24 protein-coding genes are annotated in these 25,834 nt (G+C 69.6%); 14 read left to right on the forward strand and 10 right to left on the reverse strand.

Features of this window, described 5'->3' with window-relative positions:
* Window positions 1-10: 10 nt before the first annotated feature.
* Entirely contained in the window at window positions 11-1,405 is a 1,395-nt protein-coding gene (locus tag FKO37_RS39390; RefSeq protein WP_238607731.1) for an NAD(P)/FAD-dependent oxidoreductase, read from the reverse strand.
* Between the two features lie 145 nt (window positions 1,406-1,550).
* Between FKO37_RS39390 and FKO37_RS39395 the strand changes: the two genes are divergently transcribed.
* Complete coding sequence (locus tag FKO37_RS39395) at window positions 1,551-2,300, forward strand: histone-like nucleoid-structuring protein Lsr2 (RefSeq protein WP_238607732.1); 750 nt, start codon at window positions 1,551-1,553, stop codon at window positions 2,298-2,300.
* Window positions 2,301-2,378: 78 nt separating this feature from the next.
* Here FKO37_RS39395 and FKO37_RS39400 read toward each other — a convergent pair whose 3' ends face one another.
* The 3 genes from FKO37_RS39400 to FKO37_RS39410 are packed head-to-tail and all read right to left on the reverse strand — an operon-like array spanning window position 2,379 to window position 4,236.
* Window positions 2,379-3,107 carry a lipoate--protein ligase family protein gene (locus FKO37_RS39400; RefSeq protein WP_238607733.1) on the reverse strand — a complete coding sequence of 243 codons (729 nt, stop codon included), beginning with the start codon at window positions 3,105-3,107 and terminating at the stop codon, window positions 2,379-2,381.
* Window positions 3,108-3,152: 45 nt separating this feature from the next.
* Window positions 3,153-3,554 (reverse strand): VOC family protein, encoded by a 402-nt coding sequence (locus FKO37_RS39405; protein WP_037820462.1) that lies wholly within the window; start codon window positions 3,552-3,554, stop codon window positions 3,153-3,155.
* Between the two features lie 4 nt (window positions 3,555-3,558).
* Entirely contained in the window at window positions 3,559-4,236 is a 678-nt protein-coding gene (locus FKO37_RS39410) for a TetR family transcriptional regulator (protein WP_037820460.1), read from the reverse strand.
* Window positions 4,237-4,328: 92 nt separating this feature from the next.
* On the opposite strand from FKO37_RS39410, the gene FKO37_RS39415 reads away from it, so the two are divergent.
* The 8 genes from FKO37_RS39415 (at window position 4,329) to FKO37_RS39455 (ending at window position 12,646) form a co-directional block, all read left to right on the forward strand.
* Window positions 4,329-5,417, forward strand: coding sequence for a ferredoxin reductase (locus FKO37_RS39415; protein ID WP_238607734.1), 1,089 nt, complete (start codon window positions 4,329-4,331; stop codon window positions 5,415-5,417).
* 17 nt (window positions 5,418-5,434) lie between these two features.
* Window positions 5,435-6,544, forward strand: coding sequence for an acyl-CoA desaturase (locus FKO37_RS39420; RefSeq protein WP_238607735.1), 1,110 nt, complete (start codon window positions 5,435-5,437; stop codon window positions 6,542-6,544).
* Between the two features lie 8 nt (window positions 6,545-6,552).
* On the forward strand, window positions 6,553-6,771 hold the full coding sequence (locus tag FKO37_RS39425) for a hypothetical protein (protein WP_134733710.1): 219 nt from the start codon (window positions 6,553-6,555) through the stop codon (window positions 6,769-6,771).
* 345 nt (window positions 6,772-7,116) lie between these two features.
* On the forward strand, window positions 7,117-8,412 hold the full coding sequence (locus FKO37_RS47035; protein ID WP_308196569.1) for a sensor domain-containing protein: 1,296 nt from the start codon (window positions 7,117-7,119) through the stop codon (window positions 8,410-8,412).
* A gap of 24 nt (window positions 8,413-8,436) precedes the next feature.
* Window positions 8,437-9,081, forward strand: a complete 645-nt coding sequence (locus FKO37_RS39440) for a response regulator transcription factor (protein ID WP_043834330.1) — start codon at window positions 8,437-8,439, stop codon at window positions 9,079-9,081.
* A 16-nt stretch (window positions 9,082-9,097) separates the two neighbouring features.
* Complete coding sequence (locus FKO37_RS39445; RefSeq protein ID WP_043834328.1) at window positions 9,098-9,508, forward strand: YjbQ family protein; 411 nt, start codon at window positions 9,098-9,100, stop codon at window positions 9,506-9,508.
* 30 nt (window positions 9,509-9,538) lie between these two features.
* Window positions 9,539-10,240, forward strand: coding sequence for a haloacid dehalogenase-like hydrolase (locus FKO37_RS39450; protein WP_308196592.1), 702 nt, complete (start codon window positions 9,539-9,541; stop codon window positions 10,238-10,240).
* A gap of 234 nt (window positions 10,241-10,474) precedes the next feature.
* Complete coding sequence (locus tag FKO37_RS39455; protein WP_238607737.1) at window positions 10,475-12,646, forward strand: bifunctional lysylphosphatidylglycerol flippase/synthetase MprF; 2,172 nt, start codon at window positions 10,475-10,477, stop codon at window positions 12,644-12,646.
* Here FKO37_RS39455 and FKO37_RS39460 read toward each other — a convergent pair.
* Both FKO37_RS39460 and FKO37_RS39465 read right to left on the reverse strand, forming a co-directional pair.
* Window positions 12,586-13,563, reverse strand: coding sequence for a hypothetical protein (locus FKO37_RS39460; protein WP_238607738.1), 978 nt, complete (start codon window positions 13,561-13,563; stop codon window positions 12,586-12,588). The genes FKO37_RS39455 and FKO37_RS39460 overlap by 61 nt on opposite strands.
* A 5-nt stretch (window positions 13,564-13,568) precedes the next feature.
* Window positions 13,569-15,317 (reverse strand): proline--tRNA ligase, encoded by a 1,749-nt coding sequence (locus FKO37_RS39465; RefSeq protein ID WP_238607739.1) that lies wholly within the window; start codon window positions 15,315-15,317, stop codon window positions 13,569-13,571.
* A 124-nt stretch (window positions 15,318-15,441) separates the two neighbouring features.
* On the opposite strand from FKO37_RS39465, the gene FKO37_RS39470 reads away from it, so the two are divergent.
* A complete protein-coding gene (locus FKO37_RS39470; RefSeq protein WP_238607740.1) occupies window positions 15,442-15,774 on the forward strand; it encodes a VOC family protein in 333 nt (110 codons plus the stop codon).
* Window positions 15,775-16,187: 413 nt separating this feature from the next.
* Here the strand turns inward: FKO37_RS39470 and FKO37_RS39475 are convergent, their stop codons facing one another.
* Window positions 16,188-17,153 carry a GNAT family N-acetyltransferase gene (locus FKO37_RS39475; protein ID WP_238607741.1) on the reverse strand — a complete coding sequence of 322 codons (966 nt, stop codon included), beginning with the start codon at window positions 17,151-17,153 and terminating at the stop codon, window positions 16,188-16,190.
* Window positions 17,154-17,218: 65 nt separating this feature from the next.
* Between FKO37_RS39475 and yaaA the strand changes: the two genes are divergently transcribed.
* On the forward strand, window positions 17,219-17,962 hold the full coding sequence (gene yaaA / locus FKO37_RS39480) for a peroxide stress protein YaaA (protein WP_238607742.1): 744 nt from the start codon (window positions 17,219-17,221) through the stop codon (window positions 17,960-17,962).
* A 207-nt stretch (window positions 17,963-18,169) separates the two neighbouring features.
* Here yaaA and FKO37_RS39485 read toward each other — a convergent pair whose 3' ends face one another.
* Entirely contained in the window at window positions 18,170-19,258 is a 1,089-nt protein-coding gene (locus FKO37_RS39485) for an FAD-binding oxidoreductase (RefSeq protein ID WP_238607743.1), read from the reverse strand.
* 4 nt (window positions 19,259-19,262) lie between these two features.
* Window positions 19,263-20,810, reverse strand: a complete 1,548-nt coding sequence (locus FKO37_RS39490) for an FAD-dependent oxidoreductase (RefSeq protein ID WP_238607744.1) — start codon at window positions 20,808-20,810, stop codon at window positions 19,263-19,265.
* 83 nt (window positions 20,811-20,893) lie between these two features.
* On the opposite strand from FKO37_RS39490, the gene FKO37_RS39495 reads away from it, so the two are divergent.
* Window positions 20,894-21,880, forward strand: a complete 987-nt coding sequence (locus tag FKO37_RS39495) for an aldo/keto reductase (protein ID WP_238607745.1) — start codon at window positions 20,894-20,896, stop codon at window positions 21,878-21,880.
* 85 nt (window positions 21,881-21,965) lie between these two features.
* Here the strand turns inward: FKO37_RS39495 and FKO37_RS39500 are convergent, their stop codons facing one another.
* Window positions 21,966-22,568, reverse strand: a complete 603-nt coding sequence (locus FKO37_RS39500) for a TetR/AcrR family transcriptional regulator (RefSeq protein ID WP_037820363.1) — start codon at window positions 22,566-22,568, stop codon at window positions 21,966-21,968.
* A 92-nt stretch (window positions 22,569-22,660) separates the two neighbouring features.
* Here FKO37_RS39500 and FKO37_RS39505 point away from each other — a divergent pair, with 92 nt between their 5' ends.
* Both FKO37_RS39505 and FKO37_RS39510 read left to right on the forward strand, forming a co-directional pair.
* A complete protein-coding gene (locus FKO37_RS39505) occupies window positions 22,661-24,175 on the forward strand; it encodes an FAD-dependent oxidoreductase (RefSeq protein ID WP_238607746.1) in 1,515 nt (504 codons plus the stop codon).
* A 669-nt stretch (window positions 24,176-24,844) separates the two neighbouring features.
* The gene (locus FKO37_RS39510; RefSeq protein ID WP_037820360.1) at window positions 24,845-25,801 is read left to right on the forward strand and encodes a serine protein kinase RIO; all 957 of its coding nucleotides are present in this window, start codon (window positions 24,845-24,847) and stop codon (window positions 25,799-25,801) included.
* Window positions 25,802-25,834 lie beyond the last annotated feature (33 nt).

Below are 25,834 nucleotides of genomic sequence, written 5' to 3' on the forward strand. Positions count from 1 at the left end.
GCACCGACATTCAGAGCCCGTAAGCCTCCAGCAGCCGCAGCCACACCTCGCTGATCGTCGGGAACGCGGGGACCGCGTGCCACAACCGGTCCAGCGGCACCTCGCCGACGACCGCGATGGTCGCCGAGTGCAGCAGTTCCGCCACGTCCTGCCCGACGAACGTGACACCCAGCACGACACCGCGTTCGGTGTCGACGACCATGCGCGCTTTGCCCTGGTACCCGTCGGCGTGCAAGGACGAACCGGCGACCGCGATGTCGATGTCCACCACTCGGTCGGCAGATCCGTCGCGCGCCTCGGTCAGGCCGACTGACGTCACTTCCGGGTCGGTGAACACCACTTGCGGCACCGCGTGATGATCGGCGGTCGCGCTGTAGCGGCTCCACGGTTCGGTCGAGATCTCCTCGCCGCGGGCGCGGGCGGCGACCGAGTCCCCGACGACGCGAGCGGCGTATTTTCCCTGGTGGGTCAGCAAAGCGCGGCCGGTGACGTCGCCCGCGCCGTACAGCCAGCCACCCTCCACAGCGGACGCTCGGCCGCTTTCGTCCACCTGGAGCGGGCCGTCGGTGGGCAGACCGAGGACGTCCAGCCCGATTGTGCTGGTCGCGGGCGCGCGGCCGGTGGCGACCAGGAGTTCGTCCACGACGATCTCCCCGCCGTCGGAGAGCTTCAGCCGGGTTCCACCGTCCACACTGGACACTTCGCTCAGGCCCGAATTCGCGTGCACGCGGACGCCCGCCTCGCGCAATCCGTCCAGGACCAGGTCTCCGGCGAACTCCGGCAGCCGGGGCAGCGGGCGCTCGCCGGTGATCACGAGGTCGACCTGCGCGCCGAGCCGGGCCCACGCCTGCGCCATCTCGACGCCGACCACGCCGCCGCCGAGCACGCCGAGCCGTCCGGGCACCTCGGTCGCCGACGTCGCTTCCCGCGAACCCCACGGCTTGATGGTGTCCAGACCCGGAATCCGCGGCGTGCGCGGGACGCTGCCGGTGCACACGATCACCGCGTGCCGGGCGGCGAAAACGCGGCCGTCGTCAAGCGTGACCTCGCGTTCTCCGCTGATCCGGCCGTACCCGCGCACGGGTTCGATGCCCGCACCGCGCGCCCATTCGACCTGGCCGGAGTCGTCGCCCTTGCCGGTGAACCAGTCGCGGCGGGCGAGCACCTTCTCCGCGTCGAGCGCGTCGCCGATCGGCACCCCGGGCATCCGCTTGGCCGCGGCGAGCAGGTTTCCCGGGCGCAGCAACGCCTTGCTCGGGATGCACGCCCAGTACGAACATTCCCCGCCGAACCGTTCGTGTTCGACCAGGGCCACCTTCAGCCCGCCCTTGGCGGCCCGTTCGGCGGCCACTTCCCCGACCGGACCCGCGCCGATGACCACCACGTCGAAAGTCTCTGCTGCCATTGCCCCAGCGCACACCACCGCGCAGGTTCGCGCAAGCCTGCCGGTATTCTCGTACGAGAGCTGCAAGAAACCGGCGGCACCGCGAAATCCGGGTCGTCGCCGTGCCGGTTGCACGCACGACCACGATCGAGCACGGGAGGCTCCCATGGCGAGGAACACTGCTGTCCGCACTCAGGACGACCTGACCGGAGGACGCGCGGCCGAGACCGTAGCGTTCGCGCTGGACGGCATCGAGTACGACATCGACCTCGGCGCCCGCAACGCGGCCGCGCTCCGGCGGTTGCTGGAGCGGTACGCCAAGGCAGGCCGCCGGACGGGCGGGCGGAAGCTGCGGCCGCGGCTCGTCGCCGGGGCGAAGAAGGCCGAGGCGAAGCCGGTGGCGGAGAAGGCCGCCGCGGCGGGCAAGGGCGGGAAAGCCGTTGCTGGCAAGAAGACCGCTGCCGCCGGTACCCCGAAGACCGCGGCGAAGACTGCCCGAACGGGTGGCGCGACCGGCACCGCGCGCAAGACCGCCGCCAAGCCGACGAAGGCCGCCGCCAAGACCACCGCGAAGTCGACGAGCGCCGCGGCGACCAAGTCCGCGCCCAAGTCGGCGAAGACCGCCGCGGTCAAGACTCCCGCCGCGACGACGGCGAAGACCGCGACGGCCAAGGCACCTGCCAAGACTTCGACTGCCAAGGCACCCGCAGCTGCAAAGACCGCGTCCGCCAAGGCACCCGCAGCTGCAAAGACTGCGTCCGCCAAGGCACCGGCACCCGCGAAGACCGCCACCGCCAAGGTCTCCGCACCCGCGAAGACCGCCCCGGCGAAGACCGCCGCTCCGGCAACGGCCAAGCCGCGCCGCCGTGCGGCCAGCGCGGTGCCGCAGGTGCTGTTCTCCTCCTCCGCAACCTGATCCGTCCGTGAGGGGAACCCTCAGGGAATCAGATTCCCTGAGGGTTCCCCTCACGCACTTTCAGCCAGGGCAAGGCGATTACGAACGCTGACGTCCCTCGGCGTGCCAGTCCGGGTATTCGTAGCGGCTCCACAGCAATGCCCGCTGCCGTTCCAACTCCCCCGCCGTCGGTTCGCGCGGCGGGAGCGGGCCGAGCAGTCCCGCCGCGGCCGCGCGGACGGTGTCTTCCACTTCCGCCAGCGGCAGCCGCACGCCGTGGTCGAGCAGGGACGCGACCTTGCTCCGGTGCGAATCCAGCGGCTTCGGGTCCGGCGGCGGACCGGTGAGGTAAGCGCCGACGCGAGCGGCGTCGGTGTCGACCAGCAGCGTCGAATGCGCCAGCAGCACGTCTTTGGTCCGGAACACCGCGAACCCGCACAGTTTCGCGTCGCCGACGAAGATCCCGCGGTCGCCGATTCTGGCCGGCAGACCGAGTTTCTCCACCGCGGCCGACATCACGAGGCCGAGCATTTCCAGCGGACGCGGCGCGGGGCCGGGCAACACGAGCGTCACGTTGAGATTGCCCGGGTCGTGGAACACCGTGCCGCCGCCGCTGGCCCGCCGCAGCACGGGAACGCCGTCCCGGGCGCATTCGTCCACGCGGACTTCGCGGGCGATTCGCTGACCGCGGCCGACGACGACGCACACCGGGTTGCGCCACAGCCACACCACCGGCGCGGTCGGCCCCTCGCGCAGCAGCGCCTCGTCGAACGCCAGGTTGAGCACTGGGTCGGTGAATTCGGTTCGGACTTCCGACCCGCTCGGCATAGCGTTCCTCCACGATCTGCTGGACCCCGGGATCGTAGAACAGGCTCAGGAAGCGGCCGGTCCGAGCAGGTCCCAGCGGTTGCCCGCGACGTCGCGGAACACGACGACCTGGCCGTACGGCTCGGTCCGCGGTTCGCCGAGAAACTCGACCCCGGCGTCCCGCATCCGCGCATAACTGGCCGCGAAGTCGTCCACCCGCAGGAAAAACCCGACGCGACCGGCGTGCTGGTCGCCGACCGCGCGGGACTGCCGGTCCCCGTCGGCTTGAGCGAGCAGGATGCCGGTTTCGCCGCCGGGCGGGCGGACGACCACCCACCGCTTGGGGCGGCCGTCGTTGGTGAGCGACGGCGAGTCCTCGACCAGGTCGAAGCCGAGCGCGCGGGTGAAGAAGGCGATCGCCTCGTCGTAGTCGTCGACGATGATCGCGGTCAGGTGCAGGAAGGCCATGCCGCTAAGGCTGCCAGTGCGGCACCCCGAGCAGGATCATCCGGAGCCGTTTTTCCGCCGCGGCCAACGTGCGCTCGTCCGCGGCGGTGTCGCCGGGACGGATTTCCAGCAGTTCGGCGACCGTGCCGAGCATCGCGGTGACGATGAGGTCGGCGAGCAGGTGCAGGTCCTCGGTGGGCCAGGTGCGCAGCGGATCGAAGCGCGCCAGGTCCAGTGCGAGGTCGCTGGAGAACATCCGCATCTCGACCGCGATCGCCCGGGACACCGCGCCGGCGCCGGCGTAACGCTCGCGCGTGACGAACCGGAAGTGGTCCTCGTGCTCGCGGACGTGCCGGTGCAGCGTGTGCACCGAAGCCCGGATCATCCCGCCGTAGCCGCTCTGCTCGGTGCGCGCGCCGCGGAGCAGGCCGCGAAGCGTGCGCGTGGTCTCCTCGACCAGCGCGACGCCGAGCTCCTCCATCGACGAGAAATGCCGGTAGAACGCCGTCGGCACGATGCCCGCGCCCTTCGCGACCTCGCGCAGCGAAAGGCTGGCGAAACTCCGGTCGGCGAGCAGGTCGAGCGCCGCGTCGAGCAGCGCCTGACGGGTGCGCTGTTTGCGCTCCTGCCGGCTCACCGGGCCGGCCGGCTCCTCGGCTGCGGACACGTCGAGCAGCGTACTGGCGATCGCCGCATGGCCCACGTCACATCACCTCGCTTCCGCGTTGACAGGCCCCGGGGCCTTGCCCCCACACTAGTCAGTGTACGACTGTGCACTCAACTTCTGGAGGGGTGATGACCGCACTGCTCCCGCGCCGCGTGCGCGGACTCGTCTCGCTCGCCGAGGCGCTGCTCACCCCGCACGGCGCGGACCGGTACCTCGAACTGGTCGACCCGATGCTGGTGCGGCGCGAGATCCGCGGCCGCGTCACCGCCGTGCGGCATCAGACGCCGGACACCGTCACCTTCACGGTGCGCCCGAGCCGGGCGTGGCAGGGCTTCCGCGCCGGCCAGTACGTGCGGATGCAGGTGGAGATCGACGGCGTGCGCCGGACCCGCTGCTACTCGCCGTGCGGCGCGCAGGGCACTGGCGACCTGGAGTTCACCGTGAAAGCCGACCCGAAGGGCCTGGTGTCGCGGCATCTGCAGGACACCGCCGTCGGCGCGGTGGTCGGCCTTTCGCCGGCGGACGGCGAGTTCACTCTGCCGTCGCCGCGGCCGGACCGGATCGTGCTGATGAGCGGCGGCAGCGGGATCACGCCGGTGCTCGCGATGGCCCGGACGCTCGTCGCCGAGGGACATCCCGGCGAGATCGTGTTCCTGCACTACTCGAACACCCCCGCGGACGCGCTCTACCGGGAGGAACTGGCCGAACTCGCCGCCCGGCACCCGGCGTTCCGCGTGGTCCACGCCCACACCCACGCCCGCAGCGGCGGCGACCTGCACGGCCTGTTCTCCGTCAAGCACCTGGAGAAGGCCGCGCCGTGGTTCCGCGAGGCCGAGACGTTCCTCTGCGGCCCGGCTCCGCTGATGGCCGCCGCGCGCGAACTCTTCGAAAGCGAAGGGTTGAGTGCACAACTGCACACCGAAGAGTTCACGGCAGCGCCGCTGACCTTCGCCGCGGAGGCCGCCGAAGGCCGGGTGCGCTTCGCCCGCAGCGGCCGGGAGTGCGACAACTCCGGCAAGCCGCTGCTCGAACAGGCCGAGGACGCGGGCCTGACGCCGGAGCACGGGTGCCGGATGGGCATCTGCTTCTCCTGCACGCAGCTCAAAACCGCCGGCCGCGTCCGCAACGCCCGCACCGGCGAGGTCTCCGGCGAGGAGAACGAAGAAATCCAGCTCTGCGTCAGCGTCCCCGTCGGGGACGTCGAAATCGACGCCTGACCACCGGAGGAAGCATCATGACCGGTCTGCAGGACCGCCTGACCCCCGAACAGGTCGAGGAATTCGGCCGGGAACTCGACGCGCTGCGCCAGCGGATCGTCGACGACCTCGGCGAGGAAGACCTCGAATACATCCGCAAGATCATCAAAACCCAGCGCGCGCTGGAGGTGACCGGCCGCGGCCTGCTGTTCGCCGGCTTCCTGCCGCCCGCGTGGCTGGCCGGCGTCGCGGCGCTGTCGGCGGCGAAGATCCTGGACAACATGGAGATCGGCCACAACGTGATGCACGGCCAGTACGACTGGACGCGCATCCCGGAGCTGAGCTCGCAGCGCTTCGAATGGGACACCGTCGCGCCGGCGGAGAACTGGCGGCATTCGCACAACTACATCCACCACACGTACACGAACATCGTCGACAAGGACCGCGACGTCGGCTACGGAATCCTCCGGATGGACCCGGCGCAGAAGTGGCATCCGTACTACCTGGGCAACCCGGTGTACGCGACGCTGCTCGCGCTGCTGTTCCAGTGGGGCGTGATGCTGCACGACCTAGAGGTCGAGCGGGTCGTGAAGGGCGAGCGAACCTGGGCGGAGAACGTGCCGGTGCTGCGCCGGATCGTCCGCAAGGCGTCGCGCCAGATCGGCAAGGACTACGTCCTGTTCCCGCTGCTCACCGGCCCGCTGGTGCCGCTGACGCTGCTAGGCAACGCGAGCGCCAACCTCGTCCGCAACCTGTGGGCGTTCTCGATCATCTTCTGCGGCCACTTCCCGGCGGACGTCGAGAGCTTCACCGAGGAGGAAACGGAGAACGAATCGCGCGGCCAGTGGTACCTGCGCCAGATCCTGGGCTCCGCGAACATCACCGGCGGCCCGCTGTTCCACATCCTGTCGGGGAACCTGTCGCACCAGATCGAACACCACCTGTTCCCGGACCTGCCCGCCCGCCGCTACCCGCAGATCGCGGGCGAGGTGCGGGAAATCTGCGAACGCTACGGCCTGCCCTACAACACCGGCCCCCTGCGCAAGCAGCTGTGGTCGGTAGCGAAGAAGATCGCGCGGCTGGCCCTCCCCGGAAAACCGGCGGCGCCCGCTACCGTGGACCCGGAACGGCAACTCCGAGCAGCCTGAGGAAGCCCATGGTCGGCCCATTCGAAAGTGGCAAGGACACCGTGCAGGAGCTGACGGAGTCCGCAGCCACCCACATCGGCAACATCGCCACGATCATCACGGGAGCAGTCCGCGACATAGCCCGCGAAACCGGAGACTGGTTCACGGACATGATCGAAATGCGCGAAGCAGCCCAACGCGCAAAAGAAGACGCCCCCAACCTGACCCAACCCCCCAAAACAGACTGACGCGACCCAACACGTGAGGGGAACCCTCCGGAACTCTGATTCCGTGAGGGTTCCCCTCACGCACGTCCAGAGCTCCCCAAACAGGCACCAGTGCACCCAACGAGCGAGGCACCCACACCTCCCCCGCACCCCGATACGAAGCTCATCTGCGGTCGGTGGGTGCTTGTCAAGGCATCTTTCCCGCCTTGACAAGCACCCACCGACCGTCAGCACAATCAAGCTTCGGGGTGCCCCACGCACGCCCGAACCAATGTCGCCGCCAGGCGACGAGGTAGGGCTACCCCCCACCCAACAACACAGGCCACCCCGCTACCAGCCACCCCCACAACCCGGCAAACTCAGAAGGTGACCACCACCAAGCAACCCCACCCAGGTCACCTAACCCCTGCCCAACTCCGCCACCTCTGGCCAGCCACCCCCCGCCAAACCCTGACCGAAGCAACCTGGATAGCCACAACCGGCCTACTCCTACTACTCTCCGTAATCATCCTCCTAGCAGGAACAACCCTCGGCCTAGCCCTAACCCCGATCTTCCTAGGCCTCCTAATCCTCACCACAGTCCTGAAAACCGCCAATCTCCTAGGCAGCCTCCACCGCCGCCTAGCCGCCAAACTCCTCAACCTCCCCCTCCCACCCCCACCGAGAACCACCCTCAAACCAGGCCTCTGGAACTGGCTAACCGCCCGCCTCTCCGACCGAACAGCCTGGCGCTCCGTCGCCTACCTCCTGGTCCGCCTCCCCACCGCCCTCCTGGCCCTCCTGGGCACCGGCACCCTCGGCTTCTACGGCCTGGCCTCCTTCACCTACCCCTTCACCTGGCTCCTCGAGACCAGGCCCGGCCACGGCCTCCCGGTCTTCAACATCCAGAGCGACAACTGGATCGGCTCCCTGGTCTGGTGCGTCTCCGGCATCCTGATCCTGGCCGTCTGGCCCGCCGTGGTGCACCTCGTCGCCGGAGTGGACCGCCTCCTCCTCCGCCTGCTGGTAGCCGACCCAGGTCTGCGCGAACGCGTCCGTTTCCTCGAAGAAACCCGCGCCACCGCCCTGGACGAAGCAGCGGAACAACTCCGCCGCATCGAACGCGACCTCCACGACGGCGCCCAAGCCCAACTGGTCGCCATGGCCATGAAACTGGGCCTGGCAAAGGAAGAACTGGCCACCGACCAGGTCAACCTCGACCAGATCCGCACCCTGGTCGACGCCGCGCACAGCAACGCCAAACAAGCCCTCACCGAACTGCGCGACCTGGCCCGCGGCATCCACCCCGCGGCACTGGACAAAGGCCTGAGCCTCGCACTGTCCACATTGGCCAGTTCCGCCGATTTCTCCGCGAAAGTCACCGTGGAACTGAGCCGCCGTCCGCCACCGTCGCTGGAAACGATCGTCTACTTCGCCGCCGCCGAACTCATGACCAACGCGTCCAAACACGGTGCCGGACGCTGCACCGTCCTGGTCGAAGACCGCGAAGACGTCTTGCGCCTGACCGTAATCGACCACGGTTCCGGCGGCGCCGCGATCATCCCGGGCGGCGGACTGTCCGGCATCGCCGAACGCCTCCGCCCCGCCGACGGAGAACTGACCGTGTCGAGCCCGCCCGGCGGCCCGACCGTCGTCACCGCCACGCTCCCGCTGCCCCGCTAAACTCGGTGAAATGAGGGGGAAACCGTGCGGATCGTGATCGCGGAGGACTCGGCCATCCTGCGCCAGGGTCTCGTCGAATTGCTGGGCCTGCGCGGCCACGAGGTAGCGGCGGCGGTGAAGAACGCCGACGACCTCCGCACCGCCGTCCGCGAGCATCGGCCCGATGTGTCCATTGTGGACATCCGAATGCCGCCGACCCACACCGACGAAGGCCTGCGCGCGGCGATCGACCTGCGCGCCGAACGGCCCGGGTGCGCGATCCTCGTATTCTCGCAGTACGTCGAGACCAACTACGCCAAGCAACTCCTCGCCGGGGAAGCGGGTGCGGTCGGGTATCTGCTGAAGGACCGCGTCGCCGAGGTGTCGGACTTCCTCACCGCGCTGGAACGCGTCGCCGCCGGGGAGACGGTGCTCGATCCGGAAGTCGTCCGCCAGCTGTTCGCGACCACCGGCCAGGCCGGTCCGCTCGCCGAGCTGACGCCGCGCGAACGCGAGATCCTCGGGTTGATGGCGCAGGGCCGGTCGAACTCGGCGATCGCGGCGGAGGCGTTCCTGTCCGCGGGCTCGGTCGAAAAGTACGTGACGAGCATCTTCGGCAAGCTGGGCCTGCCGCCGTCGGACGGGCACAACCGGCGCGTCCTCGCCGTGCTCCGCTATCTCGATTCCTGACGCCTACGCTGACGGGATGTACTCCACCGAGATCGAGGTGCACACCGGCAACACTGCGGTCGTGCACAACCTGACCCGGGAAGCGGAGAAGTTCCTGCGCGACGCCGACGCCACCGACGGCCTGCTGCACGTGTGGGTGCCGCACGCGACGGCCGGGCTCGCGGTGCTGGAAACCGGCGCGGGCAGCGACGACGACCTCCTCGCCGCGCTCGACGACCTGCTCCCCCGAGACAACCGCTGGCGCCACCAGCACGGCACCGGCGGGCACGGCCGCGACCACGTGCTCCCGGCGTTCCTCCCGCCGTACGCGACCGTGCCGGTGCTCGGCGGCGTGCTGCTGCTCGGCACCTGGCAATCGGTGTGCCTGGTGGACACGAACGTCGACAACCCCGTCCGCCGCGTCCGCTTCAGCTACCTCACCGGCTGAGCCCGCCGTAGCATCGCGGACGTGACAGCCATTCGCACGCACCGGCTGGTGCTCTGGGACATCGACCACACGCTCGTCGACTACACCGGGCTGGGCATCGGCTGGTACGGCACCGCGCTCGCCGCCGCGACCGGCACGGAGTTCCGCACGCCCCCTGACTTCGGCGGCCGGACCGAACGCGCGATCACCGCCGACGTGTTGGCAATGCACGGGATCGAACCGGACGAGGAAACCATCCAGCGGATGTGGCGGGAGCTGATCGCTGCCGTCGAACGCGCCCGGGAAACGCTGGCCGAGGAAGGCCGGGCGCTCGACGGCGCGGCGGCCGTGCTCGCCGACTTCGCCGGCCGCGAGGGCGTCGTGCAGAGCCTCATCACCGGGAACCTGCCGGAGATCTCGCTGCACAAACTCGCCGCGCTCGGTCTCGACGAACATCTCGACCTGGAGATCGGCGGCTACGGTTCGCTTTCGGCCCGCCGCGCAGATCTCGTCCCGCACGCCGTCAAAGCGGCGGAAACGAAGCATGGCACGGAATTTCCTGCCGAATCCGTAGTGATTCTCGGGGACACGCCGCACGACATCGAGGCCGCGCTCGATTACGGCGCGGTGGCGATCGGCGTTGCTACTGGCCGGTTTTCCGCCGAACAACTGACCGGCACCGGTGCGCACGCGGTTTTGCCGAATCTCGCCGACCTTTCCGCCGTCCGCGCGGCAGTGCTCGGAACGCCGTGAGGCAAGCGACCGGAATCACTCGTTCGGGCGGCTTTCGGCGTCAACCCCTACTCCGGGTCGGAGGCGCCGCTTACTAGCCGAACGCCAGCCCCTTTCCGCTGGTGAGAGCGTTGCCGCACACCGCGGGTCAGTCTTGGGACCAGGGTCGGGTCCCCCTGGGGTAGCAGTCCCTTAGGGGGAGAAGTAGGTCCGACGGCCGATGACCGCTTAAGATCGCCGCGCCAAACTTTCCCCATGACGATCGCACAGGGGGGAACCGGCCTCACGGCCGGAGAGGCACGCGGGCGGCTAGCAGTGCTGTGGCACCGGATTCCGTTCACGACGACCGTGGTGCTCGCCATCTTGATCGTGGGGGTCGCGACCGGTTCGCTCTGGCACGCCGCCGAGCACCAGCACGCTTTCCACTATTACGCCTACGGCCTTCCCTCGCTCGAACACGGACGCTGGTGGACGCTGTTCACCGGCCCGTTCTACGCCCTGCGCCCGTGGTTCTACCTGCCGATGGCGGGCAGTTTCGCGCTGATGGCCGGATTCGCCGAATGGCACCTCGGCACCCGGCGGGCGATGGCGGTGACCATCGGCGGACAATTGGTGTCGACGGTCGTGGCGGTGCAGTTCCTCGAGCTTTCCCGCAATTCCGGCTGGGCCTGGGCCGACCGGATCGCCGGCACGCTCGACGTCGGCTTCTCCGGCGGTGCGCTCGCCGCGATCGCCATCACCAGCGCGACCCTGCGCACGCCGTGGCGGCTGCGCCTGCGAGCCGGGCTGTGCGTGTACGCCGGGGTAGCGATCGTCTATGTCGGCACGCTCGCCGATCTCGTGCATTTCTTCGCGCTCGTTCTCGCGCTGCCGCTGGGCCGACGCCTCGCCGGACCCGCCGCGCGCAACGCCAACAAGCCGTCGCTGCGCGAATGGCGGCTGCTCGCGTCGGCCGGGCTGGTGCTGCTGGTCGTCGCCGAAGTGGTGATGTGGCTGGTGCCCGGCGACGGACCGTTCGGCTCGTCCGACTCGATCTCGATGTCCGGCAACGAGCTCATCCCGCTGTGCCTCATCGCGGTGCCGATCCTCAACGGCCTGCGTCGGGGTTCGCGGTTCGCCTGGCGGTGCGCGATCACGCTGTGCGTGCTCGCCGCGTCGCAGATGGCGGTGCTGGCCGGGGTCGTCGCGATCACGCAGGTCGTCCGGCAGGAAGCCGAACTCAGCAACCCGCCGCTGTTCATTGTGGACAATCTCTTGTGGGGCGTGGAACTGGTGCTGCTGATCTCCGCGCGGCGCGCGTTCCGCGTGCCCTCGCGGCGCAGGCGGCGCAAGCTGTTCCGCGGCGGTCCGGACCCGGCCTTCGCCCGGCTTCTGCTGGGCCGCAACGGCGGCAGCACCATCTCGTGGATGACGACGTGGCCGCAGAACACCTACTTCGTCGCCTCCGACGGTGCTTCGTACCTGGCCTACCAGCGGCACGCCGGCGTCGCGGTGGCGCTCGGCGACCCGGTCGCGCCGGACGGGACGAGCGACCGCACGCTGCGGGAATTCGCCGCGATGTGCGAGAACACCGGGCTCGTGCCGTGCGTCTTCTCCGCGACCGCGGGAACCGCCGCGCAGACCGCGAACCTGGGCTGGCAGCACGTGCAGGTCGCCGAGGACACGTTGGTGGACTTGGAAAACCTCGAATTCCGAGGCAAGGCGTGGCAGGACGTACGGACCGCGCTGAACCGCGCGAAGAAGGACGGGATCGAGTTCCGGCTGGTGCGGCTGGCCGAGCAGCCGTGGTCGATCCGCGACCAGGTGCGCGCGCTGTCCGAGGAGTGGATCTGCGACAAGGGCTTGCCGGAAATGGGCTTCACGCTCGGCGGCGTGGACCAGGCAATGGACCCGGCGACCCGGGTCGGTCTCGCGGTCGACGCCGACGGCACGGTGCACGGCGTGACGTCGTGGCTGCCGGTGCACACCGGCGACGGCGAGGTCGGCGGCTGGACGCTCGACGTGATGCGCCGCCGCACCGGCGGGTTCCGGCCGGTGATGGAGTTCCTGATCGCCTCGGCCTGCCTGGCGTTCCGCGAGGAGGGCGCGCAGTTCGTGTCGCTCTCGGGCGCGCCGCTGGTCCGCAGCAACGACAGCACGCCGCGGCAGATGGTCGACCGGATGCTGGACGCGCTGGGCTCGATGATGGAGCCGTACTACGGATTCCGTTCCCTGCACGCGTTCAAGGCGAAGTTCCAGCCGCGGCACGAGCCGCTGTATCTCGCTTACCGCGACGAGGCCGATCTGCCGCGGGTCGGGATCGCGCTCGGCCGCGCGTATCTGCCGAACGCCGGGCTGATGGACTTCGCGAAGCTGGCGCTGCGCCGTCAGCGCGTGGTCGGCGGCGGCGTGGTCGTGGACCGGTCCGCGGCCGGGACGCCGCGGTAACTGTGCAGAATCCGGACGAGGTCGTCCCGGGACGCGGATCCCGGGCGGCCTTGTTCGGAATACGCGACCAGCACGGCCGACTTTTCGCCGGCGGTGAGCGCGAGCGCCCCGACCAGCGCGCTCTTTGGCTGGCATGGCGCGTTGCTCGGGGCGACCTCGGCGACCACGAGCGTGCCCTCGCGGCTTTCGTTCTCGATCTTGACTTCGGTCTTCTCCGGCGCACCAGGCGTCACCTTCGCGGCCGGAGCGCCTTCACCGGTGTACGCGCTGACGCCCAGGTCGGTGACGGCCTTACGGGCGGCTTCAGCGGCGTCGCTGGTCTTCTCGGTGGTGAAACCCGAGCCGCCGATCTGGCCGACCGGATCTTCCTTGCAGCTGCGCTTGCCGAGGAACGCGCTGGTGGACAGGTTGATGCCGGGCGATCCGGCGACCGGGTCCCAGCCGTGCAGCGTGGTCGGAGCCGGTTCCCAGGACGGCGGCACGTCGTACGCGTAACTGCCGTCCTTGCCCGCCACTGACTGCCATCCCGCGACCACCGGCGGCACGACGACCCGGGGGTCCGGCTGGTAGGTGTACGGGGCGCGCGGAGTGTCGTCCGTGCTGGCGGAATGGCGGCTGTTGGCGGAGAAGACGTTGTAGCCGAACACCCCGATCAGGATGACGATCGGGACCGCCTTGACCAGGCGGAGATTGGTCTTGCGGGGCGTCCCTCGCCGCAACTGCGCCGGGGTGAGGGACTGCCGCATCGGGTCGGCCCGCGGCTCCGGGGCTGGTTCGGACGGCGCCGGGTCCGGTTTCCCGTACCCGGCGCTCGGGAACTTCGGCGCGTCGGACGGCTCGTACCCGCCGAAGCCGCTCAGCGCGGCGTTGTCCCGGTACCCGCCGTCGTCGCGGCGTTTGCGCCCGAACCAGCCCACCGGCTTCAGCCGCGGACGAGCTTCGCGAGGTGGTCGACGACCGAGTCGACGGCGATTTCCTCGCGTTCGCCGGTGCGCCGGTCCTTGACCTCGACCAGCCCGTTCGCGAGGCCACGGCCGACGACGAGGATCGTCGGGACGCCGACCAGCTCCGCGTCGGCGAACTTCACGCCCGGGGTGGCCTTGCGGTCGTCGAGGATGATTTCGAGGCCGGCGGCGTCGAGTTCGGCGGCGATCTTCTCCGCGCCCTCGCGCACCGTCTCGTCCTTGCCCGCGATGACCACGTGCACGTCGAACGGCGACACCTCGCGCGGCCACACGAGGCCCTGCTCGTCGTGGTTCTGCTCGGCGAGCACGGCGACCAGGCGGGAGACGCCGACGCCGTAGGAGCCCATGGTGATGCGGACCGGCTTGGAGTCCGGGCCGAGCGCGTCGACCTCGAAGGCATCGGTGTACTTGCGGCCGAGCTGGAAGATGTGCCCGATCTCGATGCCGCGCGCGGCGACGAGCGTGCCGTGCCCGTCCGGCGACGCGTCGCCCTCGCGCACCTCGGCGGCCTCGATGGTGCCGTCCGGGGTGAAGTCGCGGCCCACGACCAGGTCGAGCACGTGGTGGTCGCGCTCGTCGGCGCCGGTCAGCCAGGCAGTGCCCTCGACCACGCGCGGGTCGACGAGGTAGCGGACCCCGTTCTCCTGCAACGCCTTCGGGCCGATGTAGCCCTTGACGAGGAACGGGTTCTTCGCGAAGTCGGCTTCTTCGAGCAGCTCCACCTCGGCGGGTTCCAGCGCGGCTTCGAGGCGCTTGAAGTCCACCTCGCGGTCGCCCGGGACGCCGATGCCGAGCAGCTCCCACTCCTTCGCGCCCGGCTGGCGCGTCTTGACCAGGACGTTCTTCAGCGTGTCCGCCGCGGTGAACTCGCGGCCGAGCCCGGCGGCGTTGAAGAACGCGACGAGGGTCTCGATGGTCGGCGTGTTCGGCGTGTGGTGGACCTGCGCCTCGGGCAGCCCCTCGAGCGGGCGGGCAGCGGGCGCGGGCGTGACGACCGCTTCGACGTTCGCCGCGTAGCCCGACTCGGTGCTGCGGACGAAGGTGTCCTCGCCGTTCTCCGCGACCGCCAGGAACTCCTCGGACGCCGAACCGCCCATCGCGCCGGACGTGGCGGACACGATGACGTACTCGATGCCGAGCCGGTCGAACAGCTTGATGTAGGCGTCGCGGTGCTTCTGGTACGAGCTGGCGAGGCCTTCATCGTCGAGGTCGAAGGAGTAGGAGTCCTTCATGACGAACTCACGGCCGCGCAGGATGCCCGCGCGGGGACGCGCCTCGTCGCGGTACTTGGTCTGGATTTGGTAGAGCGTGACCGGGAAGTCCTTGTAGGAGCTGTACTCGCCCTTCACGGTGAGCGCGAACAGCTCCTCGTGCGTCGGGCCGAGGAGGTAGTCGGCTCCCTTGCGGTCCTTGAGGCGGAAGAGCGTGTCGCCGTACTCGGTCCAGCGGTTGGTGGCCTCGTAGGGTTCGCGGGGCAGCAGCGCGGGGAACTGGATCTCCTGCGCGCCGATCGCGTTCATCTCCTGGCGCACGGTCTCCTCGACCCGGCGCAGCACGCGCAGCCCGAGCGGCAGCCACGAGTAACCACCCGGGGCGACCCGGCGGACGTAGCCGGCGCGTACCAGCAGCCGGTGGCTGGGTACCTCGGCGTCCGCCGGATCCTCGCGCAGCGTGCGGAGGAACAACGACGACATCCTGGTGATCACTGGGAACTCCCTGCGCTGAGCGGGCCTTAGACGTTTCGCACAGAGTAGTCAACCCCCTGGCCGCGACGCATGCGGGTTATCGGCGGACGCCGTTTTTGTCGGTGGTCGCGGTTAGCGTGCGGGCATGGGTTTGGAAATGGGCATGATCACCGTCGACTGCGCCGAGCCGCAGCGCCTGGCGGAGTTCTGGACGGCGGCGCTGGGCGTTTCGGTGGCCGCGGACTACGGCGAGTTCGTGATGCTGGAGGACCCGGCGTCCGGCGGCCCTCGGCTGGGCTTCCAGCGGGTGCCGGAGCCGCGGGCCGGGAAGAACCGCGTCCACGTGGACTTCGGAGCGGACGACCGGGAAGCCGAGGTCCGGCGGCTGGTGGGGCTGGGCGCGGTGGAGCGGGGAGGGCATTCGGTGCCCGGGCTGGAGTGGACGGTGCTGGAGGATCCGGAGGGGAACGTGTTCTGAGTGTCGGCGAAGGGGGCGCATTGAGGATGTGGTGAGGGGTCGCGCTGGGCGCGAACGGCGACGGCCCAGCTGGACCGAACGCGACCGGCGGCGAACTGCGACCGGTGCCGAACGCGGCTGAACCCGCGTCACACCCGGCTGGACCAGGCGCGGGCGACGGAACGCCCGGCAGCGCGCGGCTAGGCGAGCACGTCTGGGCCAGCGAGTCTGTGCGAGCGCGTTTGGGCGAGCACGTCTAGGCGGGCGCGTCTGGACCAGCGGGTCCGCGCGAGCACGTCCAAGCGGGCGCGTCTCGACGAGCGGGTCTGCGCTCGTGGGTGCGGATCAGCGCGACCGCCGGTCCGCTCAGGCGGCGGGCAACTGCCGTCGGGCAGCTCCCCGCTCACCGCCCCGCCGCAGCCCCGCACCGGCGGTCAGTTGAGCGGCAAAACGTACCCGTAAACGCGCGCGTCCGTCCGATACCCGCACCGCTCGTACACCGCGAGCGCGCGATGAGTGTTGTCCACGTCCACCGACAGCGACGACCTCTCGAAACCGGCCGCGCGACCGGCTTCGAGGGTGTGGGCCAGCAGGGCCGACGCCAGTCCTCGCCCGCGGGCCTCGGCCAGGGTCCCGACGTAGTTGACGTGCAGTTCCCGCACGCCGGTCGCCTGTGCGTCCGCCTCGAAGAACGACGACATCACGAACGCCACCACCCGGTCGCGCTCCGGAGAAAGGAGGAGGAACGACAAGTCGGGCTGGAAGTCCTTGCTGTCGCGGAACCGGTGCTTCCACTCGTTGGCCGAGAGCCACGTGCTGCCCCAGTGACCGGCGAAGGCGGCGTTGCGCGCGTCGAGAACCAAGGCGTCGTAGCGCTCCTCGCAGGCGACCAGCGGAAGGTCGTCCGGGAGCGGCGGTGCGGCGGGCAGCGAGGTGAGGTCCGCACGCATCTCCACGAAGGTGCGTTCCTGCTTGAACCCGCCGCGTTCGAGGAGCGAGAGGTACCAATGCTCGTTCTCGTGCGCACCGGCGTGGAGTTCGAGCTTCGCGTCGGGAAAGTGCTGCGCGTGGACACTCCGGGCCGTACGCACGAGCCACTCCGTCAGCACCGAAGCGACCTCGTCCGTCCGGTAGTCCGGGTCGGTCAGCGCCGCCACGTGTGGCTGGTGCACTGGGTCAGCGGCGTCGCGCGGGATGACCAGGGCGTAGCTCACGAGACGCGAACCGTCCCACGCTCCGATGCTCGCGCCGGGCAGGTCGACCGACGGGCCCGACATTTCCTGGCGCACGTCACCCTCGTCCCAATGCTCACCGGTCCGGTCGGTTTCCTCCGCGACCGCGCAGAGCCGGGTGACGGCCTCGACGTCGGCGAGCGCGAGCGGGCGCCAGGTGAGTTCCATGCGGCCAGGGTAAGGAGCGGCACACGGCCGCCGCACCTGGATTACCGGGCGGTTACGCTCCGGGGGTGCTGGTGCTCCTCCCCCCTTCAGAAACCAAAGCCGACGGCGGCAAAGGCGCGCCGCTGGACCTGGACGCATTGTCGTTCCCAGAGCTGAACCCAGTGCGCGCCAAACTGGCCGACGCCCTGGTCGAACTCGCGGCGGACGTCCCCGCGAGCCTCGCCGCACTGGGCATCTCCGCACGCCAAGCGGACGAGGTCACCCGCAACGCCCAGCTCTGGACCTCCCCGACGATGCCCGCCCTGCGCCGCTACACCGGCGTCCTCTACGACGCACTAGACGTCAAAAGCTTCACCCGCGCCGGACTAGCGAAAGCACAACAACGTCTGGCCGTCACGTCGTCCTTGTTCGGCGTCGTAGCGGCAACCGACCCCATCCCCGCCTACCGCCTCTCCGGCGGCAACACGGTCCCCGCACTAGGAACCGTACGAGGCCTGTGGAAGCCAGTCCTGGAACCAGTGCTGCACAACGTAGAAGGCCTGCTGGTAGACCTCCGTTCCGGCACGTACGCAGCCTTCGCAAAGCTTCCGTCGGACGCAGTAACCGTCCGCGTAGTAACCGAAGACGCCAACGGCAACCGCACCACAGTCAGCCACTTCAACAAGGCCTACAAGGGAAAACTGGCAGCAGTACTAGCCACCTCACGCACCGAACCGTCCACTGTGGACCAGCTAGTACGCGTAATCACCAAAGCAGGCCTAACAGTAGAACGCACAGGCGACCACGCCCTAGAACTACTAACCGACTAACCACCAGCACCGACGCACCCAACGAGCGAGGCACCCAGCCCTCCCCCGCACCCCGATACGAAGCTCATCTGCGGTCGGTGGGTGCTTGTCAAGGCATCTTTCCCGCCTTGACAAGCACCCACTGACCGTCAGCACAATCAAACTTCGGGGTGCCCCACGCAACCACCCGGGCGCGATGTCGCCGCCAGGCGACGAGCCGAACACGATTCAAGAAAACCTCCCCACCCCGAACCCAGCCAGCAACTCCCCAGGAACATCCGCCCCCAAAACCAACTCCGCCACCAGCTTCCCGGCAAACGGCCCCAACGTAAGCCCAGCCGGCCCAAACCCAGTAGCCAAAAACAACCCAGGCGCCACCTGCCCCAACAACGGCAACCCGTCGGGCGAAACCGGCCGAAACCCCACCCGAGTCTCCACCAAGCCCGCATCCCCCAACCCAGGCGCAACAGCCAACGCCTGCTCCAGCACTTCCCGCTGCCCAGCCGCAGTCACCCGATGGTCAAACCCGGCCCCGCTCTCCCGAGTAGCCCCAGCCACCACCCGACCACCGGGAAACGCCAGCAGGTAATGGCTGCTCCGAGGCAACACCACCGGCCACCCGGCAGTCTCCACTCCAGGCAGATCAAAGTGACTGATCTGCCCCCGCTGCGGCACAACCGGCACCGGCACCCCCAACGCCTCAGCCACCTCCCCGGACCAAGCCCCGGCCGCAAGCACCACCGCGTCCCCGGAGAGCTCCTCCGCCCCAGCCCGCACCCGCAGCCCAGGCTCCAACGCAGCCTCAGCGGTCACGAACTCAACGCCCCGGTCAATCGCCGCGGAGATCAGCGCACGCCGCAGCACCTGCCCGTCCACCCGACCGGCCCCCGACAAATGCACCGCAGCCAGTTCCGGAGCCAACGGCGGAAAAAGCTCCCGCGCCTGCTCGGCGTCAAGTCGCTCGACAACCCCAGCTTCCGGCGCATCCGCCGCCCGCCCGGCAAGCCGGTCATAAGCCTCAGTCAGCTCCCCTTCAGAAGCCGACACCACCATCCCGCCGACCACTTCATACGACGATTCGTGCCCCGCCTCGCTCAATTCGGCCGCCAAAGCCGGGTAATACCGCCCAGCAGCAGCCGCGAGCGGATAAACCGCTTCGTCCCAGGAAGACGTCCAAGGGCTGACGATCCCGGCGCCGGCATCGGTCGCCACCCCGGCCCGGTCCGCGTCCACCACGACGACGTCCGCTCCACGCAGCGCCAGGTGGTAAGCCGTCGAAGCCCCGCCGATTCCGCTGCCGATCACGATCACGCGCATGTCTTCACCCTGCCTGTCCGCCGCCGAAACGTCGACCGAGCACCGCCATCGCCGCGTTGTGCCCGGGAATCCCGCTGACCCCGCCGCCCCGGACCGCGCCGGCCCCGCACAGCAACACCCGCTCGTGCCCGGTCTCGACACCCCAGGTCCCCGCCGTCTCGTCATCCCCATACGGCCACGACAGGTCGCGGTGGAAGATGTGCCCGCGCGGCAACCCCAGCTCCGCCTCCAGATCAAGCGGCGTTTTGGCTTCAATACCCGGTTTTCCGTCGCCGTCCAGCAGGAGACAGTCCTCGATCGGCTCCGCGAGCACGCTGTCCAGCGACGCCACCGTGGCCCGCAACGCCTCCGCCCGCGCCCCGTCGTTGTCCGCCTCGAACAGCCGAGCAGGCAGGTGCAGGCCGAACAACGTCAGTGTCTGCACGCCCGCCGCCCGCTCAGCCGGGCCGAGAATCGACGGATCAGTCAGCGAATGGCAGTAGATCTCGCACGGCGGCACCGTCGGGATCCGGCCCGCCGCAGCTTCCCGGTAAGCAGTTTCGAGCTGGGCAAACGATTCGTTGACGTGGAAGGTCCCGCCGAACGCATCGCGCGGATCGACCGCCGTGTCCCGCAACCGAGGCAACCGGCGCAGCACCATGTTCACCTTCAGCTGCGCACCCTCCGGCGACTCCGCGGGCTCCTCGCCGAGCAACCGGGCGAGCGTGCGCGGCGCGACATTCGCCAGCACATGCCCACCGACCACCACGTGTTCCGCATCGCCTGCGCGGTAACGAACTTCTCCGTCCGGCGTCACAGACAGCACCTCCGCGCCGGTGACCAGCATCGCCCCGGCGCGACGGGCTGCATCGGCGAGCGCATCGGTGACCGCGCCCATTCCGCCGACCGGCACGTCCCAGTCGCCAGTCCCGTTGCCGATGAGGTGATAGAGCAGGCAACGGTTCTGCCGAAGCTGATCGTCGTCCGCGGCGGCGAAAGTGCCGATCAGCGCGTCCGTGAGCACGACGCCGCGCACGACGTCGTGCTCGAACAGCTCGCGCAGCGTTTCCCCTGCCGGACGCTCGAAAAACGTCGTCCACGCCTCGTCGTCGCCAATCCGTCGACGCAGCTCAGCACGCGTCGGCAACGGCTCGGTCAGCGAATCGAAAGTCGCGCCCGCCACCTGTGCGGCCGAGGCGTAGAAGCGTTGCCAGGCCGCATAGTCCTTTGTGGACCCAGTGACCGCACGGAACGACGCGCCGGTCCGCTCGTCGTCGCCCGTGTCGACAAGGAGACCCGTGTCGCCGGCCGGGGTATAGGACGACATCCGCCGCCTTCGCAGCTGGACATTCAGGCCCAGCTCGGCCGCGATCCGCCGGGGCAGCAGGCTGACCAGGTACGAATAGCGCGAGAGCCGGGCGTCCACGCCAGGGAAAGCGCGGAACGACACCGCCGCGCCGCCGATCTCCGCACGCCGTTCGAGCACCAGCACCGACTGTCCGGCCCGGGCCAGATAAGCAGCGGCGACGAGCCCGTTGTGCCCGCCGCCGACGATCACCGCGTCGTAGTCCACCGCCGCGAGCCTAATGCTTGACCCGGAGCGCGCTCCAGGATTTAGCGTCGCCGGGGACAGGATCCAGCGCAGAAGGAGCGACCATGACCGACGTCCCGACCCGGAACCTCGGCGGCCTGACGGTTTCCGCACAGGGCTTGGGCTGCATGGGAATGAGCCACGGCTACGGCGCGACCGACGACGCGCAGTCGATCGAGACGCTGCGCCACGCCGTCGACCTCGGGGTGAACTTCCTTGACACCTCTGACTTTTACGGCTCCGGCCACAACGAGGAACTGATCGGCCGCGCGATCGCCGACCGTCGCGACGAGGTCGTGCTGGCCACGAAATTCGGCATCGCGAACCGCCTCGGCGAACCGACCAAGGTCCGCGGCGACGCCGCCTACGTGCACCAGGCCTGCGACGCCTCGCTGCGACGGCTCGGCATCGACCACATCGACCTGTACTACCTGCACCGAGTCGATCCGGACGTGCCGATCGAGGAAACCGTCGGCGCGATGGCGGAGCTGGTTCAGGCCGGGAAAGTCCGCCACCTGGGGCTTTCCGAGGCGAGCGCGCAGACCGTCCGGCGCGCCCACGCGGTGCACCCGATCGCGGCGCTGCAGAGCGAATGGTCGCTGTGGACCCGCGGCCTGGAGGCGGAAATCGCACCGGCCTGCCGCGAACTGGGCATCGGCATCGTCCCGTTCTCGCCGCTCGGCCGCGGTTTCCTGACCGGCCGCTACCGCTCCACCGAAACGATGGCGGACAACGACGTGCGCCGCTACCAGCCCCGTTTCGCCGACGGCAACCTCGACCGCAACCTCGCGATCGTGGCGAAACTGGAGGAGCTGGCCGCCGCGAAGGAGGTCACGACCGGACAGCTGGCGCTCGCGTGGGTGCAGGCGCGCGGCGAGGACGTGGTGCCGATCCCGGGCACCCGGCGGAAGCAGTACCTGGAGGAAAACCTCGCGGCTCTGACGGTAGACCTCACCACCGACGATCTCGCCGCGATCGAGGCGGTCGCCGCGCCGGAGAACTTCGCGGGCGAGCGCTACGACGCCGCACACCTCGCGTTCGTCAACGGCTGACTTGCCAGAGGCGGCGCTGGATCCTCCGTTCCAGCGCCGCCTCAGCCGCCCCCTGACCGAGGCGAGACCTGGTCAGCGGCGTGCCTCAGCCGCTGACCAGGCGATCGACCATGTCGAACGCCCGCGTCAACCGCTCCCGGTGCGACGCCGCCAGCTCAGCCAGATCCTCCCCCTCCAGCCGCCGTCGGATCGTCTCCACCGCCACGGTCCGGTAAGCCGCCACCACCAACGCCGCGAGCAGCGTCGAGTCCCCGGAGAACCGCGCGTCCGCGGCGAGTTCCGCGGCCAGTTCGGCTTCCATCTCGTACCCGAAGGCCCGCAGCCGCGCGATCAGTGCGGGCGACTCCGCGACCGTCCGCATCAGCGGCTCGATGTCGCCGCCAACGCCGGACAGCACGTGCCCCTCTTCCTGCAGCGTCAGCGCGAGCTGCCGGAGCGCGTCCACCACGCCGCCAGTCCGTTCGCGGACCGCCGACCGCACCAGGTCGATCGCCTCCGGCAGGCGGTCCAGGAGCAGGTCTTCCTTGCGCTCGAAGTGCGAAAACACCGTCACCTTGGACACCCCGGCCGCGGCGGCGACCTCGGCGATCGTGACCGCGTCGAACCCGCGCTCGAGGAACAGCCCGGTCGCGACCTCGGCGATCCGCGCCCGCGTCTTGGCCCCGCCTCGATCGCCGCGATTGGGCATGAGTCCACCCTTCCGTGTTACCTTTACCTGGTAAGCTTACCCAGTAAGCACACTTGGTTAAGCCGTCAGGCAAGGGTAGAGGGGAGAACGACATGGAGCGGACTGAGGTGATCGTCGCGGGGGCCGGGCCCACCGGGCTGTTCCTCGCCGGGGAGCTGGCGCTGCGCGGGGTGGCGGTGACGGTGCTGGACCGGCTGCCGGAGCCGGATCCGACCATCAAGGCCGGGTCGGTCAACGTCGCGAGCGCCGAACTGCTCGACCGGCGCGGCCTGCTGCCCGCGGCGGAGGCGGCGCAGCGGCGGTTCCTCGCGTCAGTCGGCAAATTCGGCCCGACGGTCGAGGCGGCCAAACGGGGCGGCCGCCGGTTCCTGGCCGCCGGGCACTTCGCCGGTTTCCTGTTCGACAACGACCTGATCGACCAGAGCGATCCCGTGCTCGCCGCGCACCGGGCGGTGTCGAACGGGCTGGGAGTGCCGCAGCAGGAAGTCGAGCAGATGCTCGGCGAACACTGCGCCACGCTGGGCGTCGACCTCCGGCGCGGCGTCGAAGTGCACGGCGTGCGCGCCGCCGACGAGTCCGTGACAGTCGAAACGAGCGCGGGCGAGTTCGCCGCGAACTGGCTCGTCGCGGCCGACGGTGGGCGGAGCGTCATCCGCAAGCAACTCGGGATCGAGTTCGACGGCACGGATCCGGAAATGACCGGCTACCAGGCCATCGCCGACTTCGAAGACGCGACCGGCCTGCGCCCAGGCTGGACCTGGACACCCCGCGGCGTCTACGCGTACGGCCCGGTCCCCGGCCGCATCTTCCTCAGCCGCTTCCGGCAGCCGCCGGAAGACCGCGACGCCCCGGTGTCGGTCGAAGAGCTGCAGGAAGCCGTCCGCGACGTCACCGGTGTCCCGGTCACCATCACGGGAATCCAGGGCCGGGCAACGCGCTTCACCGACAACGCGCGCCAGGCCCGGCACTACCGCCACGGCCGCGTATTCCTGGCCGGCGACGCGGCACACGTCCACTCGCCACTCGGCGGCCAGGGCCTGAACCTCGGCCTGGGCGACGCGGCAAACCTCGGCTGGAAACTCGCCGCGACCATACAAGGCTGGGCACCGGCAGGACTGCTCGACACCTACGAAACCGAACGCCACCCCATCGGCGCAGCAGTGCTCGACTGGACCCGCGCCCAAGTCGCGCTCCTCCGCGGCGACGAACGCACCGAACAACTGCGCACCATCGTCGGCGGCGAACTGCTCCGAGTGCCCGCCGCGATGAACCGCATCGTCGCGCTGTCGTCCGGAATCCTGCAGCACTACGACGTCGCCGACGACGCCCCCGCCCCAGTCGGCTCAATCGCCGGAGACGTCGACCTGACCTCCGGCTCCCGCCTCGCCGACCACGCTCACGACGGCCACTTCGTCCTCGTCGACCGCTCCCCCGACGGCCGCTTCGCAGTCACCGGCTTGACCGACCGGCTCACCCGCGTAGCCGACCCAGCCGACGAACAGAGCCTTCTCGTCCGCCCGGACGGAGTGATCGTGTGGGCCAGTTCCGGAAGCGACGACCAGAAGCTCCTCGACGCCGCCCTCGCGCGATGGGCAGGCGCGAAATGACCAGCCACGCTGTCCAACCGACAAGCCGAGCCCCGGGCCATACGCCAGCCCCAGAACCGACACCTGCTCGACTCCGCACTCTCACGGAGGCTGGCACGAAATGACCAGCGGCGCGGGCCAGCCGACAAACCAAGCCCCTCGCCCGCGCAGGACGGAGCGAGCCCGTAGGCCAGACCCGGAAACAACAACCGGAAACTTCCCGGCACCGCACTCACACGCTAGGCAGGCACGAAACGATCAGCCACGAAGTCCAGCCGACAAACCAAGCCCCTCTCCCGCCCGGATCGCCCCAGCCGAGTCCCGGGACCGACAAGAAGCTCCCCGACCCGCACTCACACGGCAGACGGGCGCGAAACAGTCCAGTCACGCGGCCCAACCAACGAGCCACCCCACCCACCCAGACGGAGTGATCCCCTAGACCAGTCCCGGAAACAACAACCAGAAGCCCCAACGCCGCACACGCGCGCCGAGCGGGCGAAATAAATCAGTTGCGCGAGTTCGAGACGGTCGGCAAGGTAGTCGGCGTCCGACGGGTTGCCGTCGGCTGCCGGAAGCAAGGGAGGTGCGTCGTGGAGTTTGTCCGGGCGCTGTCCTGCCCTCTTCCGCCCGCCCGCCTCGGCTAGAGCACGCGCTCGCCCGGTGGGCACCCTCATCTAGGAGAACCCACCAGTGCGCGAGCACGATTTCGACGAATTTTCCGACGCCTCCGACTACACCGACCGCCGGATGCGCCGTCGCCCCCGCTTCGACGACGGGCCCGCCCCCGCTCGCCGGGGACGGCTCACCGAAGCCGAGCGAGTCCGTCTCGCTCAGCTTCGCGAAGACGCCTACACCGAAACCGCACTGCCCGACGGTGCCGACCGATGGACCAACTGGGACGACGCCGACCAGGGTCCGCATCCGCGGCCCGATTGGGTGGTCACCGAACTCGCCGCGGTCGACACCGACCTCGGCGTGCTCAAGACCGGCAAGGAAGCCGACGTGCATCTGCTGCGCCGCAACCTTCCCGGAGAAGACGGAGTTCTGCTGGCAGCCAAGCGATACCGCTCAGACGAGCACAAGCTGTTCCACCGCGACGCGGGTTATCTCGAGGGCAGGCGGATGCGCCGGTCCCGCGAGATGCGGGCGATGGCCGGGCGCACCTCGTTCGGCCGCAACCTGATCGCCGAACAGTGGGCGGTGGCGGAGTTCGCCGTCCTCAGTCGCTTGTGGACGATCGGCGCGCCGGTGCCGTATCCGGTGCAGCGGCACGGCACCGAGATCCTGCTGGAGTTCCTCGGCGAGTCCGACGGCACCGCCGCGCCGCGGCTGGCTCAGCTGCGGCCCGGGCCGGACGAGCTGGCCGACCTGTGGGAGCAGGCCGTGTCGGCGCTGGAACTCCTGGCGGGGCAAGGACTCGCGCACGGCGACCTGTCCGCGTACAACCTCCTGGTGCACGAAGGCCACCTGATGGTGATCGACCTGCCCCAGGCGGTCGACGTGATCGCGAACCCGCGCGGCCGGGAATTCCTCGCCCGCGACGTCGCGAATCTCGCCGGCTGGTTCCACAGCCGCGGACTGTCCGAACAGGTCACCGGCACCGATGACCTGGTGCGGGAACTGGAAAACGCGGCCGGTCTCGGCTGAGTCCCCGGGCGGGGCCGCGGGTTGTGCGACAGG

It is taken from the genome of Amycolatopsis sp. Poz14 (genome assembly GCF_006704225.1).
GTDB classification, from domain to species: Bacteria; Actinomycetota; Actinomycetes; order Mycobacteriales; family Pseudonocardiaceae; genus Amycolatopsis; species Amycolatopsis nivea.

What these genes read in the sequence shown, in the direction of transcription:
- FKO37_RS39390 (WP_238607731.1), bottom strand. Translation starts at nt 1,405, where the DNA reads ATGGCAGCAGAGACTTTCGACGTGGTGGTCATCGGCGCGGGTCCGGTC.
- FKO37_RS39395 (WP_238607732.1), top strand. Translation starts at nt 1,551, where the DNA reads ATGGCGAGGAACACTGCTGTCCGCACTCAGGACGACCTGACCGGAGGA.
- FKO37_RS39400 (WP_238607733.1), bottom strand. Translation starts at nt 3,107, where the DNA reads ATGCCGAGCGGGTCGGAAGTCCGAACCGAATTCACCGACCCAGTGCTC.
- FKO37_RS39405 (WP_037820462.1), bottom strand. Translation starts at nt 3,554, where the DNA reads ATGGCCTTCCTGCACCTGACCGCGATCATCGTCGACGACTACGACGAG.
- FKO37_RS39415 (WP_238607734.1), top strand. Translation starts at nt 4,329, where the DNA reads ATGACCGCACTGCTCCCGCGCCGCGTGCGCGGACTCGTCTCGCTCGCC.
- FKO37_RS39420 (WP_238607735.1), top strand. Translation starts at nt 5,435, where the DNA reads ATGACCGGTCTGCAGGACCGCCTGACCCCCGAACAGGTCGAGGAATTC.
- FKO37_RS39425 (WP_134733710.1), top strand. Translation starts at nt 6,553, where the DNA reads ATGGTCGGCCCATTCGAAAGTGGCAAGGACACCGTGCAGGAGCTGACG.
- FKO37_RS39445 (WP_043834328.1), top strand. Translation starts at nt 9,098, where the DNA reads ATGTACTCCACCGAGATCGAGGTGCACACCGGCAACACTGCGGTCGTG.
- FKO37_RS39455 (WP_238607737.1), top strand. Translation starts at nt 10,475, where the DNA reads ATGACGATCGCACAGGGGGGAACCGGCCTCACGGCCGGAGAGGCACGC.
- FKO37_RS39470 (WP_238607740.1), top strand. Translation starts at nt 15,442, where the DNA reads ATGGGTTTGGAAATGGGCATGATCACCGTCGACTGCGCCGAGCCGCAG.
- FKO37_RS39475 (WP_238607741.1), bottom strand. Translation starts at nt 17,153, where the DNA reads ATGGAACTCACCTGGCGCCCGCTCGCGCTCGCCGACGTCGAGGCCGTC.
- FKO37_RS39485 (WP_238607743.1), bottom strand. Translation starts at nt 19,258, where the DNA reads ATGCGCGTGATCGTGATCGGCAGCGGAATCGGCGGGGCTTCGACGGCT.
- FKO37_RS39495 (WP_238607745.1), top strand. Translation starts at nt 20,894, where the DNA reads ATGACCGACGTCCCGACCCGGAACCTCGGCGGCCTGACGGTTTCCGCA.
- FKO37_RS39500 (WP_037820363.1), bottom strand. Translation starts at nt 22,568, where the DNA reads ATGCCCAATCGCGGCGATCGAGGCGGGGCCAAGACGCGGGCGCGGATC.
- FKO37_RS39505 (WP_238607746.1), top strand. Translation starts at nt 22,661, where the DNA reads ATGGAGCGGACTGAGGTGATCGTCGCGGGGGCCGGGCCCACCGGGCTG.